Here is a 15155-nt window from a genome sequence, read left to right on the forward strand (position 1 = left end):
ATCATGGACCTTCCGGGCGCGCGGTGGATGCCGTTTGGTCCCGCTGCCTATGACGGTGGTAGACGAGACGATCGCACCGCCGCGTCCCCTTCAACCCTGACCGGATGCTGGCCTGCCGAGCCATGCCCCGGTGCTCCAGTTCCTGTGGGAGATCCATCGATGCTTCTGGTTCCCCGCGACTGCCCATCGGCCAGCCCCGCCCGCAGCCGGCTCTTGGTGGGTGCGGCATTGAAGTATTTCGCCCGCCACTTCCGTCGGCCGATTGAGATGGTCCTGGTGGCCGAGGAACTGGGCGTGAGCGAGGCCTGCCTGGAGTTCTGCTTCGATCAGTCGCGGGGAATGACCCCGTTTGAGGCCCTGCAGCACCATCGCCTGAACAGGCTGTTTCAGGCCATCACGGCGCAGCCGCAGCAGGCCCTCGGGGCGGCGATCCGCGACTGCGGACTGCGGACGACGGCCGAAACCCTGGCCCAGTTCGAGGAGACCTTCGGGATCGCCATGCCGCTGTTTCGGCAGACCTGCCGCCGGGCGGCCGATGACCGCCAGTTCCGGAGGCACCATCCGCGGCGGGATTCCCTGGTGATCCCGGCCCGGCCCCGGCCGCTCAGGGCGATCCATCCCGGCAAGCCGCGGCTCGTGAGCTGAACCCCCCGACCCCCGGATGGACGGCCGTTCAGGGGGCCGCTGGGGCCAGCGGCACGGGCACCAGCACCGCACCATCCGCGCTGATCAGATGGCCGGCATCCCGGTAGAACCGGGGAGTGGCGAGCATCAGGCGCCAGGCCTCGGCGGCACCCATCAGGTTGAAGCGATCGCCGTGGTGACGCAGCAGGAGCTGGCGCACCAGCGGGTAATAGTTGCTGTTCAGTCCCGGGAAGACATGGTGCTCGGAATGGTGGGAGAAGTTGCAGTGCAGCAGGTCGATCCAGGCCGGCACCTGAAGGGAGAGGGAACTCAGCAGGGGATCGTTGTCCTCTGTAAGAGGGTTGAGTACGTGATTGGTGTAGATATAGGCCATGGCCATTGCGTAGCCAATCCACAGCGGTAGGAAATATCCCAGCAACAGCTGGATCGGTTGGAGGCCGATCCAGCTGATCACCAGCAGATGGATGCTCGCCACGGCCGCCAGCTCAAGGCCGATGGCCCGGCGCTCTGCGGGCCGCACTCGAAATGAGGCTGGGGTGAAGCCGGTCTTGGTGCTGTTGAACAGCAGCACGGCACAGGTGGTGCGGAAGTGGTGCAGGGGCCAGGCACTGGTCATGCCCAGCGCAAGAACCAAAGGGTTGACCTCCGAGGAGGGGGCGATCCAGTGGAACAGGCGCTTGCCCCAGCTGTTGGGTTGGCTGGCCAGGTAGCTGCGGTCAGGGTCCTGGAGGCCATTGGTGTGGCTGTGATGTTCGCGGTTGTGCACCGCCTGCCAGAGGGTCGGCGTCATCCACAACATGCTGAAGCCCAGCAGGCCCGCCAGCCGACGCAGGGTCCGCTGTCGGGGGCCTCTGCCGTGCATCAGATCATGGGCGAGAAAACCAAGCACCATGACACTGTTCCCCATCAGCACCGCTATGGGCAGCCAAATGAGCAAGGAGGGGAGGGGCCAGCGATCCAGTTGGCTTGCCATGTGCCATCCCAGCACCAGGATCGCCAGATTGATCGGTACAAGCGCCAGCCTGGTCGGGCTGGTCTGGAATGCCTCGCTCGGCAGCAGCGGTCTCAGCTGGCGGGCGAGGGCCTGGGGGCTACGGGGCGCCTGGGGTCCGGTGGAGAACTGGGCGGTGACGGAAGAGATGGAACGGTCTGTCAAGGAAATTCCGGAGGGGCCCGCGCGGGGCAGGTCCACCGATCCAGCTGCTGCTGTCGATGGTCGGGGGGGATGGTCGGGCTGGAGCCGGACGGTCCTACGGGCCGCCCAGACAACAGAAAGCCGCCCGCAGGGGGCGGCTCAGGGTGGGCACTTCCCGGGGGAAGTGCCTCAGGGGGTCAACTCACCAGCGGTTGCCACCGCCACCGCCACCGCCGCCGTAGGAGCCGGAACCGGCGAACTGGCGACCACCGCCGCCACCACCACCGGTGCGGGGCTCGGCCTTGTTGACACGGATGTTGCGGCCCATCCACTCGACGTTCTGGAGGTCGTCGATGGCCTTGGTCTCATCGGCCTCGTTGGCCATTTCGACAAAAGCGAAGCCGCGCTTACGACCGGTGTCCCGGTCGAGGGGAAGGCTGCACTTGCGCACTTCACCGTATTCAGAGAACAGGTGTTGAACGTCTTCAACCTCGGCGTCAAACGAGAGGTTGCCCACGTAAATGGTCATGAAATCTGGTCTGGAAACTATGAACAGATTCGTCGAAAGCCCTGAAGTAAGTCGCTGGCCTAGTGGAGAAACCTGGAATGGGAGCCGCCGTTTCGGAAGAAACCCGCTGAAGAGTGATCTTTGAATCCCTTCAACCCTACAGCATCTCTGTGGACGGTGCTCCAATCGGCACGGTCCCCGCGCTGCGGCGGATGCCGGCCCCATGGCGGATGCTCCCCGCTGACAGCGCCCCTCACCCTGGCTAGGGCTGGAGGGTCCGACGGATGCCGACCATGTCCAAAGCCCAGCTCAAGGCCTTCATGGTCAAAGTCGATGCCGACCCTGCCCTGAGGGCCCAGGTGGATTCCGCCCCCGACGCCGGCGCGGTGGTGGCGCTGGCAGCCGCTGAAGGCCACACGTTCTCGCCGGCAGCGTGGAGTCGTCATCTGCGCGAGTGACCCCGGTTGCGCCGGAAGCCAGGGCTGAAGCCCTGCTGGCGGGACTGACACCGGCCGAGAAACTCGCCCTGCTGGACGGGGACACCCCCTTCTGGTCGGGCATGGCAGACATTGCCCTGCACGACGCCTCGCACCGTCACCCCTGGCCGGCTGGCAGCCTGCCGGGGCTGGACCTTCCTCCGCTGCAGTTCGTGGATGGGCCGCGGGGGGTCGTGCTCGAGGGTGGCGCCACCACCTTTCCCGTTCCGATCGCTCGCGGCGCCAGCTGGGATGTGGATCTCGAGCAGCGCATCGGCGAGGCCATGGCCGTGGAGGCCCGCAGCTTCGGGGCCAACTGGCTGGCGGCGGTCTGCGTGAACCTGCTGCGCCATCCGGGCTGGGGCCGGGCCCAGGAGACCTACGGCGAGGATCCGGTGCATGTCGGTGCCCTGGGAGCCGCCATGACCCGGGGCATCCAGCGCCACGCGATCGCCTGCGTCAAGCACCTCGCCCTCAACTCGATCGACAGTTCCCGGTTCCGGGTGGATGTCCGGGTGGATGCCAGGACCCTCCATGAGCTGTACCTGCCCCAGTTCCGCGACTGCGTGGAGGCAGGGGCCGGCTCGGTGATGAGCGCCTACAACCGGGTGAATGGAACGTGGTGCGGTCAGCATCCCGAGCTGCTCACCGGAATCCTGAAGCGCCGCTGGGGGTTCCGGGGGTTCGTGGTGACCGATTTCATCTTCGGGCTCAGGGACGGGGTGGAGGCCCTGCTGGCCGGCCAGGACCTGGAGATGCCCTTCCGGATGATCTTCGAGGCGGTGCTGGCACCGGCCCTGGCCCATGGCCGCCTGCCGATCGGCCGGGTCGACGATGCGGTGCTGCGGCAGCTGAGAACGCGGCTGGCGGTGCCCACCGGTGTCTATCCCCGCCAGCTGCGCGGTTGCCCGGCCCATCGGTCCCTCGCCAGGGAGGCGGCCACCAAGGCGATCGTGCTGCTGAAGAATGCGCCGCCGTCCGCCGCCGCCGGCCCTCGGCCCTCCCCCTCAGCGCCGCTGCCGTTCGCCGATCTCCAGAGCCTGGCGGTGATCGGCGAGCTGGCGGCGGTGCCCAACCTGGGGGACCGGGGCTCCTCCGACACCCGGCCTGCCCCGGGGGTCGTCGTCACCCCCCTGGACGGCCTGCGCTCCTCCGACCCCCGGCGCCGGGTGCGCTTCGCCAGTGGGACCGATCCGGCGGCCGCGGCGAACCTGGCGGCGGGCTGTGAGGCGGCGGTGGTGGTGGTGGGGCTCGATTGGCGCGACGAAGGCGAGCACATCCATCCCGGTGACATCGCGCCGGTCCTGCGCCAGGTGCCCCCACCCGATCCGCTGCGGCCCCTGCTGGATCGGATCGGGCTGCGGAGGCTGTGGTCGCCGGTGGGGTGGCTGATGGCGGCGATCACGCGCTTCGGCTCGGCCCGGCCCGGGGGCGACTTCGCCGCCGGCGACCGCACCGACCTGGGCCTCGACCCCGCCCAGCAGCAGCTGATCCGGGCCGTGGTGGCGGCCAATCCGCGCACGGTGGTGGTGCTGATGGGCGGCGGGGCGATCCTCATGGAGCCCTGGCGGCAGGCGGTGCCCGCGATCGTGCTGCTGGGCTATCCCGGTGAGCAGGGGGGGCACGCCCTGGCCGATGTGCTCGATGGCCGGGTCTCGCCCTCGGGCCGGCTCCCCTATGCCCTGCCGACGGACGCCACCCACCTGCCACCGTTCGATCCCCGGGCTTGCCGGGTCACCTACGACCTCTGGCACGGTTACAGGCGGCTGCGGCGCGACGGCCATGCCGCCGCCTTCCCCTTCGGCTTCGGCTTGTCCTACAGCCACGTCGCGTATGGGGATCTCACGGCGCAGGTCGAGGCCGGGGGGGCGGAGGGCGGCAGCCTGCAGCTGGACTTCACCGTGGCCAATCGCGGGCCGATGGCGGCCGACGAGGTGGTGCAGGTGTACGTGGATCCCCCCGGCAGGCTGCTGGAGCGGCCCGCCCGGCTCCTGGCGGGGTTCACCCGCCTGGACCAGCTGGCGCCCGGGGAGCAGCGGCGGGTGACGCTGGGGATTCCCCTGCGGCGGCTGGCCTACTTCGATCCCCGCCAGGATGGCTTCTGCCTGGAGGCTGGCCCCCATGTGGTGCGGCTGGCCCGCCACGCCGAGGACGAGGGCCTCGCGGTGGAGCTGCTCCTCAAGGCCGGGGTCCTCGGCCCCTGACCCTGCCGGGAACCGGGAAGTCCCCCCCGGCCTGAGGGGTACCGTCCCACCGCTCCAGCAGCCGCTCCAGCCGCAGCCGGTTGTAGCGCTGCAGGGCGATGCAGGGGAGATTGAAGAGGGTGGCGAACACCAGGTTGATCACCACGCCCAGCGGGGGCAGCCAGAGGGCCGTCACCAGCCAGAACGGCCACAGCGCCAGGTGCACCAGCTCAGCCCGACGGGTCTCGACGACCAGCCGCTCCAGCCCGTCGCGATCCCGGCCCACCAGCCGGGCCTTGGGGATGCCTCCGGGCAGGGCTCCTCCGGCATCCGGCAGCCAGCCTTTCCAGGCGCGGATCGCCAGCTGCTGCTCGAACCGCCGCAGCCTCTCCTGCCGGGAGCACCGGCCGCGGGGCCGGCCGGGCAGCGCCGGATTCCCGGCCAGCACCCTGGCCGGAACCCGGTTGGCCAGCCCTCCCACCAGCACCGACCAGGCCAGCCAGCCCAGGCCACTGCTCAGCAGGGGGTCGATCCCCATCAGCGGGTGGGCACGCTGCGGCCCTTCCAGCGCACCTGACCCCGCTCCAGGTTGAGGATCGCCAGCAGGAACACCCCCAGGAAGAACAGCACCGGGATGGGGAAGACCAGGTTGATCCAGCTGAAGCGGCCCACCCGCCGGGTGATCACCAGCAGCTGGATGGCGAAGGCCGCATAGAGAACCAGGTTGGGCAGCAGGGCCGGGTCCCCGATCATCGGCCAGCCCAGCAGGGAGGCCGGCAGGCACCAGGCGGCCCAGAACAGCCCCGAGAGCCACAGCAGCACGCCCAGCATCCAGGGCCAGCGGACCTCCCCCGCCGCGGTGGCGAAGTTCTTGTTGAAGCCGCTCACCAGGTCGGCGATTCCGCCGGGATACATGCGGTATGCGATCCGCCCCATCCCGATCCAGGCGCTCACGGGCAGGTCGGCCCGCTGGTAGAGGTGGGCCAGGAACCAGTCCTCCACCACCTTGTCGGCCACGGCGGCATGGCCGCCGATGCGCAGGTAGTCGGCCCGGCTGGTGGCCATGGCCGGTCCGAAGGCCACCCCCCCACCGGGCCCCAGGGGCACGGCCATCAGGCCCACCAGATTGAAGAGCATCGAGAGCTGTTCGTAGGGCCGCTCCGTCCGGTGGTAGGGCTGCACGGAGACCAGGCCGCCGTAGGTCCGCAGGGCCGCCAGCAGGCTGGCGAGGAAGTCCGGGGCGGGCTCGGTGTCGGCATCGAGGAAGACCAGGCGCTCTCCGCTGCAGGCCTGGACCCCCTGGTGGAGGGCCCAGGTCTTGCCGCACCAGCCCCGCGGCAGGGGCGGCGGCTGCAGCACCCGCACCCCCGCTGTCCTGCCGATCGCGGCCGTTGCATCGCTGGAGTGGTCGTCGATGACGATCACCTCCTGAGGGCGAAGCGTCTGCGCAGCCAGAGCCTGCAGCAGCTTGGGCAGTGTCGCGGCCTCATTGCGGGCCGGGATGAGCACCGAGACCGAGGCCGAGTAGTCGTCGTTGGCGGTAGCGCCGTCTCCATCGGCGGCGGGCAACACCGGCAGCCACAGGCTCAACGGCCAGCCGATCATCCAGCGCCCCACGAGGGAAACGGCAAGCCAGTCCATCGGCCTGTCTCCCTGGGCGCCACCATGCTAGGCGGGTTCAGGGCCTGAGCAGTTCCTCCGCCAGCGGTGCCAGGGCCAGGGGATCGCGGAGCAGCTGGGGGTGGGTCAGCACCGGCAGTCTGTGGCGGGGACCGACCGGCAGCACCGCCCGCCAGCCCGGCACGATCGCCAGATCGACCACGGAATAGAAGCTGCAGCACTCCACCGTCTCGAGGGTCGCCAGATCGCCGTTGAGGCGCTCCAGGAGGGGGCTGCCCCACTTGAGATCGGCGATCCCGGCGGTGATCCGCCGCGGCCAGGGCAGGGCCGTGAGGGTGCCCTGCTGGGGACTGCCGACGCTGATGAAGCGGCGGGTCCGCCGGTGCCCGCCCAGCAGCTGGATCCAGGCGCGGCAGATCACCCCGCCGATGGAGAAGCCCAGCAGGTCCACCCGCTGCTCCAGGCCGAAGGCGGCCTCGATGTGGCTGCCCAGCAGGGCGGCGGCCTCGGTCACCGGGGTGGCCCCCAGCCGCAGCGGCAGGGCTGGAATCAGCAGCGGTTCCCGCTGCCCGCCGAGGCGCTGCTTGAGCCGGTTGAACACCGTGGGGCGATCGAGCAGCCCGTGCACCAGCACCAGGGGGGGGGAATGGGGGTGCTCCATTCCCCCATTCAACGTGGCCTGGGCGTGCTCTCGAGGTGGCCTCTGGCTGGCCTCCGGGTGTCTGCTCAGAGGCTGCGGGTGGTGGCCTCCACCGGCACCGGTGCGACCTTCCAGATGCGCTCGGCGTATTCCTGGATCGAGCGGTCGCTGGAGAAGAAGCCGCAGCCCATCGTGTTGGCCACGGACATCCGGGCCCAGCGGCTGGGGTCCTGCCAGCAGGCATCGACGTGGTTCTGGGCCTGGCGGTAATCGCCGATGTCGGCCATCACCTTGAAGGGGTCATGGCTGGTCAGGTTGGCCAGCAGGGGATGGAACAGGTCCCGGTCTCCCTCGCTGAAGTGTCCGGAGCCGATCAGCTCGATCACTTCACGGACGATCGGATCCTTCTCGATCCAGGGCATCGGGTGGTAGCCCATCCGATCGAACTCGTGGATCTGCTCGGCCGTGTGGCCGAACAGGAAGAAGTTGTCGGCGCCGACCTGATCCCGGATCTCGATGTTGGCCCCATCCAGGGTGCCGATGGTGAGGGCCCCGTTGAGGGCCATCTTCATGTTCCCGGTGCCAGAGGCTTCCTTGCCCGCCGTGGAGATCTGCTCGGAGAGATCCACGGCCGGATAGATCAGCTGCCCCAGGCTGACGCTGAAATTGGGCACGAACACCACCCGCAGGCGTCCGGCCATGGCCGGATCCATGTTCACGATCTCGGCGATGCCCACGATCAGCCGGATGATCAGCTTGGCCATCGCGTAACCCGGGGCGGCCTTGCCGCCGAAGATCACCGTGCGCGGGGGAAGGTCCTCGCCGTTGCGGAGCCTCAGGTAGCGCTCCACCACGTGCAGGGCGGCCAGGTGCTGGCGCTTGTACTCGTGGATGCGCTTCACCTGCACGTCAAACAGGGAGCTGTGGTCGAGGAGGATGCCCTGGGTCTGGTGAATGTGCTGCACCAGTCGCTGCTTGGAGGCATCCCGCACCCCGCGCCAGCGCTGCAGGAAGGCGTCGTCGCCGGTGTGCTTCCCGAGGGCCTGCAGATGGGTGAGATCGCGGCGCCAGTGGGAGCCGATGACGTCGTCGAGCAGGTTGGCCAGGGCCGGATTGGCCACGGCCATCCAACGGCGCGGGGTGACGCCGTTGGTCACGTTGGTGAAACGATCCGGCCAGAGTTCGGCGAAGTCGGCGAGCACGTGGCGGCGCAGCAGTTCGCTGTGCAGCTCGGCCACGCCATTGGTGTGGTGGCAGCCCACCACGGCCAGATTGGCCATGCGCACCTTCCGATGCGGACCTTCCTCGATCAGGGAGAGCCGGGCGAGCTTGTCGGGCTGACCCGGATAGCGGATCCGGGCCATGCGCAGAAAGCGGGCATTGATCTCATAGATGATCTCCAGCTGCCGGGGCAGCAGCTGCTGGAAGAGGTCGATCCCCCAGGTCTCGAGGGCTTCGGGCAGCAGGGTGTGGTTGGTGTAGCTGAGGCTGGCCGTCGTCACCCCCCAGGCGGTGTCCCAGTCGAGCCGGTGCTCATCGAGCAGCAGACGCATCAGCTCGGCCACCGCGATGGCCGGGTGGGTGTCGTTGAGCTGAACGGCGAACTTGCGGTGGAACTCCCGGGCGGGAAGGCCCTGACCCCTGAGGATGCGGAACATGTCCTGCAGGGAGCAGCTCACGAAGAAGATCTGCTGGGAGAGGCGCAGGCGTTTGCCCTGTTCCGGCTCATCATTCGGGTAGAGCACCTTGGAGAGGGTTTCCGACTGCATCTTGTGCAGCACGGCCTTGGTGTAATCGCCGGCATTGAAGGAGGCGAAGTCCAGGGCTTCGGGCGCCGAGGCCGCCCAGAGGCGCAGGGTGTTGGTCGTGCGAACGCCGTAGCCCAGGATCGGGGTGTCGTAGGCCACCCCGATCACGGTGTGGTTGCCGATGGTCACCGGGTAGCTCCACTCCGGGCGGATCACTTCCCAGGGGTTGCCCTGGGCCAGCCAGGAATCGGTGCTCTCCTGCTGCCCCTGGGTAGTGATCTGCTGGCGGAAGATGCCGAATTCGTAGCGGATGCCGTAGCCGATGGCAGGGAGCTCGAGGGTCGCCATCGACTCCTGGAAACAGGCCGCCAGCCGGCCCAGGCCGCCGTTCCCCAGGCCCGGCTCGGGCTCCTCCCGGATCAGCTCCTCCAGGTCCAGCCCCAGCTCGTGGCAGGCCTGTTCGGCTTCCTGCCGCAGCCCCAGGTTGACGAGGTTGTTGTCGAGGTGCGGCCCCAGCAGGTACTCGGCCGACAAGTACACCGCCGTGCGCACCTGGGCCTGGGTGTAGGTCTCGGCCGTGTCCACCCAGTTGTGCAGGAGCCGGTCGCGCACCGCCAGCGCCAGACAGCGGTAGTGGTCATGGCGGGTGGCCAGGGATGGGGATTTCGCCTGGCTGAAGAACAGATGCCGCTGCATGGCCTCGGCTAGGGCCCTGCTGCTGGTCTGGCAGGGGCTGGTGCTCGAGCGGAAGGATTCGGCCATGGAAGCCGCGGACGGCGATGGAACTGCTTCCGTTCTGCTGCCGCCTAGCAGGGGCGTGCTGTGGCGAGCACTACCAAGCGTGGGCCATGTGCGGGAAGCGGGTCATCGTGCGGTGCAGCCCGGGATCAGAGCTCGTTTTCCATGTCGGGCTGGATCTGGCAATCGCTCTGGGGGTAGCTGACGCAGAGCAGGGCGAAACCGGCGGCGATCTGGTCGTCGTCGAGGAAGCTCTGGTCGGCTTGGTCGACGCTGCCGCTCAGCACCTTGCCGGCGCAGGTGCTGCAGGCACCGGCGCGGCAGGAGAAGGGCAGGTCGATGCCGGCCTCCTCGGCCGCGTCGAGGATGTACGTGTCGTCGCTGCAGCTGAAACTGCGGCCGTCATCGAGGGTGATGGTGTAGCTGGCCATGGTTGCCCGGACCGTCCAGTGCGCTGAGTGACAGTTCAACTCCGCGTGCGATCTCCGGCCTGTCATCGCCGACACCATCGTCGCGAGTTCCACACATCACCGCGGCACCTCACTGCCGCGCCACCCCACTGCTGCGCCACCTCGCTGCCGCGCTCCGTCCGTTCATCAACCCGGGGCCGCGCATTCATGCCTTCTTAACCAACTGTGCTTTGGACGGGTCAGGGTGGAGATGTGTGGATCGCCCCTCGGCCATGGTCAGCAGTTCCCCTGTACCCCACGGCATCCCGGTGCCCGCCAGCTACGGCGATCCCCAGCGCAACGGTCTGACCGCCAACGACCTGTTCGACGGCATGGCCGAACATCTTTTTTACACCTTGGGGACCCGGGCCGAAGGCGCCAGCGTGCACGACCTCTACATGGCCCTGAGCCATGCCGTGCGCGATCGGCTGATGACCCGCCATCTGGCCACCAAGGATCAGCTGCGTGCCGGGTCAGCCAAGGTTGTGGCCTACTTCTCGGCCGAATTCCTGATCGGCCCCCAGCTGGGCAACAACCTGCTGATGCTGGGCATGCAGGCGGAGGCGGCGGAAGCGCTGCGACGCTTCGGCGGGCCAGGCCTGGACCAGGTGCTCGACGTGGAGGAGGAACCCGGCCTGGGCAATGGCGGCCTTGGCCGCCTCGCCGCCTGTTACCTCGAGTCACTGGCCAGTCTGGAGTTTCCCGCCAGCGGCTATGGGATCCGCTACGAGTTCGGGATCTTCGATCAGGCGATCCGAGACGGCTGGCAGGTGGAGATCACCGACAAGTGGCTCAAGGGGGGATGGCCGTGGGAGCTGGTCTATCCAGCGCAGAGCGTGTCCGTGGGATTCGGCGGCCATGTGGAGAGCTATGGCGATGAGCAGGGTGCCGAGCGCCGGCGCTGGCTGCCGGCCCACCGTGCCCTCGGCGTGCCCCACGACGTGCCGGTGCTGGGCTACCGGGTGAACAGCTGCGACAGGATCCGGCTGTGGCGTGCCGTGGCGGCGGAATCCTTCGATGTGCATGCCTTCAACGAGGGTGATTTCCAGCGCGCGGTGCAGGAGAAGGTGGCCAGCGAGACCCTCTCCAAGGTGCTGTACCCCAACGACGGCACCGACCAGGGCAAGCGGCTGCGGCTCGAGCAGCAGCACTTCTTCGTGAGTTGCTCGCTGCAGGACATGCTGCGCACCCTCGCGCTGCGCGGAGCCCCGGTGCAGTCGTTCGCCGAGCACTGGACCGTGCAGCTGAACGACACCCATCCCTCCATCGCCGTGGCCGAGCTGATGCGGCTGCTCGTGGATGAGCACCGACTCGGCTGGGACGAAGCCTGGACGATCACCACCGCCTCGATCGCCTACACCAACCACACGCTGCTGCCGGAAGCGCTGGAACGCTGGGAGGTGGGTCTGTTCGGCTCCCTGCTGCCACGGCACCTGGAGATCATCTACGAGATCAACGCCCGCTTCCTGCAGCAGGTGCGGCTGCACGCACCCGGTGATCTGGATCTGCTGCGACGGGTGTCGATCATTCACGAGGACGGCACCAAGGCCGTGCGCATGGCCCATCTGGCCACCGTGGCGGCGCACCACGTCAACGGTGTGGCAGCGCTCCACAGCCAGCTGGTGAAGACCGATCTCTTCCCCGACTTCGCCGCCCTCTGGCCCGGGAAGTTCACCAACGTGACCAACGGCGTCACCCCGCGGCGCTGGCTGGCCCTGGCCAACCCGCCCCTCGCCCGGCTCCTGGGCGAAACCTTGGGCGATGACTGGCCGGCCCACATCGAGCGTCTGCGGCAGCTGGAGCCCCTCGCCACCGACAGCGGTTTCCAGCAGCGCTGGGCGGCCTGCAAGCTCGCGTGCAAGCGCCGGCTCGCCGGCGTGATCGCTGAACAGTCGCAGGTGCTGGTGGATCCCACCTCCCTGTTCGACATCCAGGTGAAGCGCATTCATGAATACAAGCGCCAGCATCTCAATGCCCTGCAGGTGGTGCTCCAGTACCTGCGGATCAAACACGGCGAAACCGAGGGCATGGTGCCCCGCACGGTGATCTTCGGTGGCAAGGCGGCGCCTGGCTACTGGATGGCGAAGCTGATCATCCGCTTCATCAGCGGCATCGCCGAGACGATCAACGCCGATCCCGACAACCGCGGCCTGCTGCGGGTGGCGTTTCTGGCCGATTACAACGTCAAGCTGGGGGAGCGGGTGTATCCGGCCGCCGACCTCTCCGAGCAGATCTCCACGGCCGGTCTGGAGGCCTCGGGCACCGGCAACATGAAGTTCGCCCTCAATGGCGCCCTTACGATCGGCACCCTGGATGGTGCCAACGTGGAAATCCGCCAGCAGGTGGGCACGGACAACTTCTTCCTGTTCGGTCACACCACCGAGCAGATCGCCGAGCTTCGCTCCGACTACCGTCCATGGGAATGGGTGGAGAAGGTGCCGTTGCTGCGTGAGGCCCTGGATCTGATCGAGCGTGGTCACTTCAGCAACGGCGACGGAGAGCTGTTCCGGCCGCTGGTGCAGAACATCGTGGGCCGCGACTCCTACTTCCTGCTGGCCGACCTGCCCGACTACCTGGTCAGCCAGAACGACGCCTCGCGACTCTGGGCCGATCCATCCGCCTGGCAGCGCGCGTCGATCCTCAACACGGCCCGCAGCGGGTACTTCAGCTCGGATCGGGCCATCCGGGAGTACGCCGAGCGGGTGTGGGGGGTGGAGCCCCTGCCGGTGGCGATGGGCTGCGAGGTGAGCTGATGGCCAAGGCAGGACCGGCGGAGGTGGTGCTGATCCGCCACGGCGAAACAGCCTGGAGTCTCTCCGGCCAGCACACCGGCCGCACCGATCTCCCCCTCACGGAGCGGGGGCGGGAGGTGGCGCGTGGTCTGGCACCGGTGCTGGCGGGGCGGGAGTTTCACCAGGTGCTCTGCAGTCCCCTGCAACGGGCGCGGGAAACCTGCGAGCTGGCCGGCCTGGGGGCTGGCGCCCAGATCGAGCCCGACCTCCTCGAGTGGGACTACGGCCTCTACGAGGGGCGCACCCCGGCTGAGGTCCGGACGGAGACGCCCGACTGGCTGGTGTTCCGCGATGGCTGTCCGGGTGGGGAATCCCCCCAGGCCGTCAGCGCACGGGTGGATCGGGTCATCGAGCGGGTCCGGGCTGTGGATGGCCCGGTCGCCCTGTTCGCCCACGGCCATGTGCTGCGGGTGCTGGGTGCCCGCTGGATCGGTCTGCCGACCGCCGGCGGCGCGCACTTCCTGCTCGACACCTCCACCCTCACGGTTCTGTCCTGGTACCGGGGGGTGCCGGCGATCCGCTGCTGGAACGCCCCCCTGACCCTGAGCCCCTGACCCTGAGCCCCTGAGCCGCCGGTCAAGGTCAGCCTGCTGCTCTTGAGCCGTTACCTTCAGCAGCGGCTGATCGCGTCGCCGGCAGGGAGCGGGTGGGGGGCAAGCGGGCCTCCAACCACCCCGCCCTGCAGCTCGACGGGGATCCCTGTCGCCCCGATTCCCTTGGCCCGATTCCCTTGGCTTGAGCCCCAGCACACGCGCCATGCCGCTGGCGCTGGCGCTGAACAACCAACAACCGGATCGACCGCTTCAACCTGGTGAGGCTTCCAGGGCAGCGCCGATGGCGGCATAGCAGCGCTCCAGCTGGGCGTCGCTGAGACAGAGGGGCGGCAGCAGATACACCACGTTGCCGAGCGGGCGGAGGTACACCCCCCGCTCCAGGCAGAGGTGCTGGATCCGTCGCCCCACGGCATTCAGGTAGCCCGGCTGATCCACGGCCACCTCGAAGGCGGCCACGGTTCCCAGGCAGCGCGGCCGGCGCACCAGCGGGTGGTGGCTCAGGAGCTCGAGGTGAGGGCGATGGCGGGCTTCGAAGTGCGTGTAACGCTCCGGGTCGGCCTCCAGCCGATCGAGGCTGGCCAGGGCCGCCGCACAGCCCAGGGGGTTGGCGGTGAAGCTGTGGCCATGGAAAAAGGTGGCCGTCGGATCGTCGCTGATGAACCCCTGGTAGAGCCGCTCGCTGGCCAGGGTCACGCCCATCGGCAGGAAGCCTCCCGTGAGGCCCTTGGACAGGGCCATCAGATCGGGCCGCAGCCCGGCCTGCTCGCAGGCGAACAGGCTGCCCGTGCGGCCGAAGCCGGTCATCACCTCGTCGGCGATCAGCAGGCTGCCCGCCGCCCGCACCCGCTCCTGCACAGCCCGCAGGAACGGGGGCCGCACCATCGCCATGCCGGACGCCCCCTGGATCAGCGGTTCGAGGATCACCGCGGCGCTGGGGGTCTGCAGGGCCTGCTCCAGTTCGGCGAGGGCCGCCGCCTCCCGCTCCTCCACGCCCTCGTCATGCCAGCAGGTGTGGGGCCAGGGCACCCGGGCCACATCGAACAGCAGCGGCTCGAACGGGGCCGTGAAGATGGAGCGGGCCCCCACGGCCATCGCCCCCACCGTGTCGCCGTGGTAGGCGCCTTCGAAGGCAATCAGGCGATGGCGCGCTTCGCCCCGGTTGCGCCACCACTGCCAGGCGATCTTGAGGGCCACCTCCACGGCGGTGGATCCGTTGTCGGAGAAGAACAGCCGCTCCAGGCCGCTGAGGGCGCTGAGGCGGTCGGCCAGGGATTCGGCGGGCTCGTGGCTGAAGTTGGCGAAGATCACCTGCTCCAGCTGCTGGGCCTGGGCCGCGATCGCCGCGGCGATCGTGGGCTCGGCATGGCCGTGCAGGGTCACCCACCAGCTGCTGATCGCATCGATCAGCTGGCGGCCATCCGCGAGCTGCAGGGTCGCGCCGTGGGCCTGCAGAACCTTGAGCGGCACGGGGGCATGGGCCACCTGGGTGGTGGGGTGCCAGAGATGGGGGTGCCAGGTACTCGGCTGCATCAAGGGCTGCGTCGCGGCGGGCCGTGGGGGGAGGGCAGTCTGCCGAGCGGGGAGCGCTCCATAAACCTCCATGAAGACTGGTCACGCTGTGTGAGCTTTTGCGCCCGGGCCGGCTGAGCCCGGATCCCCCTGGATAC

At 68.7% G+C, this 15155-nt stretch carries 13 protein-coding genes; 5 read left to right on the top strand and 8 right to left on the bottom strand.

The genetic code is table 11. The annotated features are described in order from the left end of the window. Nucleotides 1-159 precede the first annotated feature (159 nt). Nucleotides 160-645 (top strand): helix-turn-helix domain-containing protein, encoded by a 486-nt coding sequence (locus ACLD7X_RS03265; protein WP_411422029.1) that lies wholly within the window; start codon nucleotides 160-162, stop codon nucleotides 643-645. Nucleotides 646-673: 28 nt separating this feature from the next. Here ACLD7X_RS03265 and ACLD7X_RS03270 read toward each other — a convergent pair whose 3' ends face one another. Together ACLD7X_RS03270 and ACLD7X_RS03275 are read right to left on the bottom strand one after the other, a co-directional pair. Continuing rightward, on the bottom strand, nucleotides 674-1618 hold the full coding sequence (locus ACLD7X_RS03270; RefSeq protein ID WP_425625060.1) for a fatty acid desaturase family protein: 945 nt from the start codon (nucleotides 1616-1618) through the stop codon (nucleotides 674-676). A 364-nt stretch (nucleotides 1619-1982) separates the two neighbouring features. Beyond that, nucleotides 1983-2309 carry an RNA recognition motif domain-containing protein gene (locus ACLD7X_RS03275; RefSeq protein WP_411422031.1) on the bottom strand — a complete coding sequence of 109 codons (327 nt, stop codon included), beginning with the start codon at nucleotides 2307-2309 and terminating at the stop codon, nucleotides 1983-1985. 272 nt (nucleotides 2310-2581) lie between these two features. Between ACLD7X_RS03275 and ACLD7X_RS03280 the strand changes: the two genes are divergently transcribed. Both ACLD7X_RS03280 and ACLD7X_RS03285 read left to right on the top strand, forming a co-directional pair. After that, entirely contained in the window at nucleotides 2582-2746 is a 165-nt protein-coding gene (locus ACLD7X_RS03280) for a Nif11-like leader peptide family natural product precursor (protein ID WP_411422032.1), read from the top strand. Continuing rightward, nucleotides 2743-4968, top strand: coding sequence for a beta-glucosidase family protein (locus tag ACLD7X_RS03285; RefSeq protein ID WP_411422033.1), 2226 nt, complete (start codon nucleotides 2743-2745; stop codon nucleotides 4966-4968). The genes ACLD7X_RS03280 and ACLD7X_RS03285 overlap by 4 nt, the downstream gene beginning before the upstream one ends. Here ACLD7X_RS03285 and ACLD7X_RS03290 read toward each other — a convergent pair. The 5 genes from ACLD7X_RS03290 to ACLD7X_RS03310 form a co-directional block, all read right to left on the bottom strand. Then, nucleotides 4943-5485, bottom strand: coding sequence for a glycosyl-4,4'-diaponeurosporenoate acyltransferase CrtO family protein (locus ACLD7X_RS03290; RefSeq protein WP_411422034.1), 543 nt, complete (start codon nucleotides 5483-5485; stop codon nucleotides 4943-4945). The two genes, ACLD7X_RS03285 and ACLD7X_RS03290, sit on opposite strands and share 26 nt — an antisense overlap. Continuing rightward, the gene (locus tag ACLD7X_RS03295) at nucleotides 5485-6588 is read right to left on the bottom strand and encodes a glycosyltransferase family 2 protein (RefSeq protein WP_411422035.1); all 1104 of its coding nucleotides are present in this window, start codon (nucleotides 6586-6588) and stop codon (nucleotides 5485-5487) included. Before ACLD7X_RS03295 ends, ACLD7X_RS03290 begins: the two co-directional genes overlap by 1 nt. A gap of 37 nt (nucleotides 6589-6625) precedes the next feature. Beyond that, nucleotides 6626-7228 (bottom strand): esterase/lipase family protein, encoded by a 603-nt coding sequence (locus ACLD7X_RS03300; RefSeq protein ID WP_411422036.1) that lies wholly within the window; start codon nucleotides 7226-7228, stop codon nucleotides 6626-6628. Between the two features lie 65 nt (nucleotides 7229-7293). Further along, nucleotides 7294-9717, bottom strand: a complete 2424-nt coding sequence (locus ACLD7X_RS03305; RefSeq protein WP_411422037.1) for a glycogen/starch/alpha-glucan phosphorylase — start codon at nucleotides 9715-9717, stop codon at nucleotides 7294-7296. Between the two features lie 125 nt (nucleotides 9718-9842). After that, entirely contained in the window at nucleotides 9843-10124 is a 282-nt protein-coding gene (locus ACLD7X_RS03310; protein ID WP_411422078.1) for a 2Fe-2S iron-sulfur cluster-binding protein, read from the bottom strand. A 251-nt stretch (nucleotides 10125-10375) separates the two neighbouring features. Here ACLD7X_RS03310 and ACLD7X_RS03315 point away from each other — a divergent pair, with 251 nt between their 5' ends. Next, the gene (locus ACLD7X_RS03315; protein ID WP_411422038.1) at nucleotides 10376-12895 is read left to right on the top strand and encodes a glycogen/starch/alpha-glucan phosphorylase; all 2520 of its coding nucleotides are present in this window, start codon (nucleotides 10376-10378) and stop codon (nucleotides 12893-12895) included. Next, nucleotides 12895-13488, top strand: coding sequence for a histidine phosphatase family protein (locus ACLD7X_RS03320; protein WP_411422039.1), 594 nt, complete (start codon nucleotides 12895-12897; stop codon nucleotides 13486-13488). The genes ACLD7X_RS03315 and ACLD7X_RS03320 overlap by 1 nt, the downstream gene beginning before the upstream one ends. A gap of 249 nt (nucleotides 13489-13737) precedes the next feature. Here ACLD7X_RS03320 and bioA read toward each other — a convergent pair whose 3' ends face one another. Continuing rightward, nucleotides 13738-15018: an adenosylmethionine--8-amino-7-oxononanoate transaminase gene (gene bioA / locus ACLD7X_RS03325; RefSeq protein ID WP_411422040.1), complete on the bottom strand. Its 1281-nt coding sequence runs from the start codon at nucleotides 15016-15018 to the stop codon at nucleotides 13738-13740. Nucleotides 15019-15155: the final 137 nt, after the last annotated feature.

Origin of the sequence: Aphanothece microscopica RSMan92 (assembly GCF_046613545.2) — a bacterium.
Lineage (GTDB): Bacteria > Cyanobacteriota > Cyanobacteriia > PCC-6307 > Cyanobiaceae > NIES-981.

Excerpts from the sequence above, each read along its gene's own strand:
- ACLD7X_RS03275 (WP_411422031.1), bottom strand. The coding sequence starts at position 2,309 with ATGACCATTTACGTGGGCAACCTCTCGTTTGACGCCGAGGTTGAAGAC.
- ACLD7X_RS03305 (WP_411422037.1), bottom strand. The coding sequence starts at position 9,717 with ATGGCCGAATCCTTCCGCTCGAGCACCAGCCCCTGCCAGACCAGCAGC.
- ACLD7X_RS03315 (WP_411422038.1), top strand. The coding sequence starts at position 10,376 with ATGGTCAGCAGTTCCCCTGTACCCCACGGCATCCCGGTGCCCGCCAGC.
- ACLD7X_RS03265 (WP_411422029.1), top strand. The coding sequence starts at position 160 with ATGCTTCTGGTTCCCCGCGACTGCCCATCGGCCAGCCCCGCCCGCAGC.
- bioA (WP_411422040.1), bottom strand. The coding sequence starts at position 15,018 with ATGCAGCCGAGTACCTGGCACCCCCATCTCTGGCACCCCACCACCCAG.
- ACLD7X_RS03295 (WP_411422035.1), bottom strand. The coding sequence starts at position 6,588 with ATGGACTGGCTTGCCGTTTCCCTCGTGGGGCGCTGGATGATCGGCTGG.
- ACLD7X_RS03270 (WP_425625060.1), bottom strand. The coding sequence starts at position 1,618 with ATGGCAAGCCAACTGGATCGCTGGCCCCTCCCCTCCTTGCTCATTTGG.
- ACLD7X_RS03300 (WP_411422036.1), bottom strand. The coding sequence starts at position 7,228 with ATGGAGCACCCCCATTCCCCCCCCCTGGTGCTGGTGCACGGGCTGCTC.
- ACLD7X_RS03320 (WP_411422039.1), top strand. The coding sequence starts at position 12,895 with ATGGCCAAGGCAGGACCGGCGGAGGTGGTGCTGATCCGCCACGGCGAA.
- ACLD7X_RS03310 (WP_411422078.1), bottom strand. The coding sequence starts at position 10,124 with ATGGCCAGCTACACCATCACCCTCGATGACGGCCGCAGTTTCAGCTGC.
- ACLD7X_RS03290 (WP_411422034.1), bottom strand. The coding sequence starts at position 5,485 with ATGGGGATCGACCCCCTGCTGAGCAGTGGCCTGGGCTGGCTGGCCTGG.
- ACLD7X_RS03280 (WP_411422032.1), top strand. The coding sequence starts at position 2,582 with ATGTCCAAAGCCCAGCTCAAGGCCTTCATGGTCAAAGTCGATGCCGAC.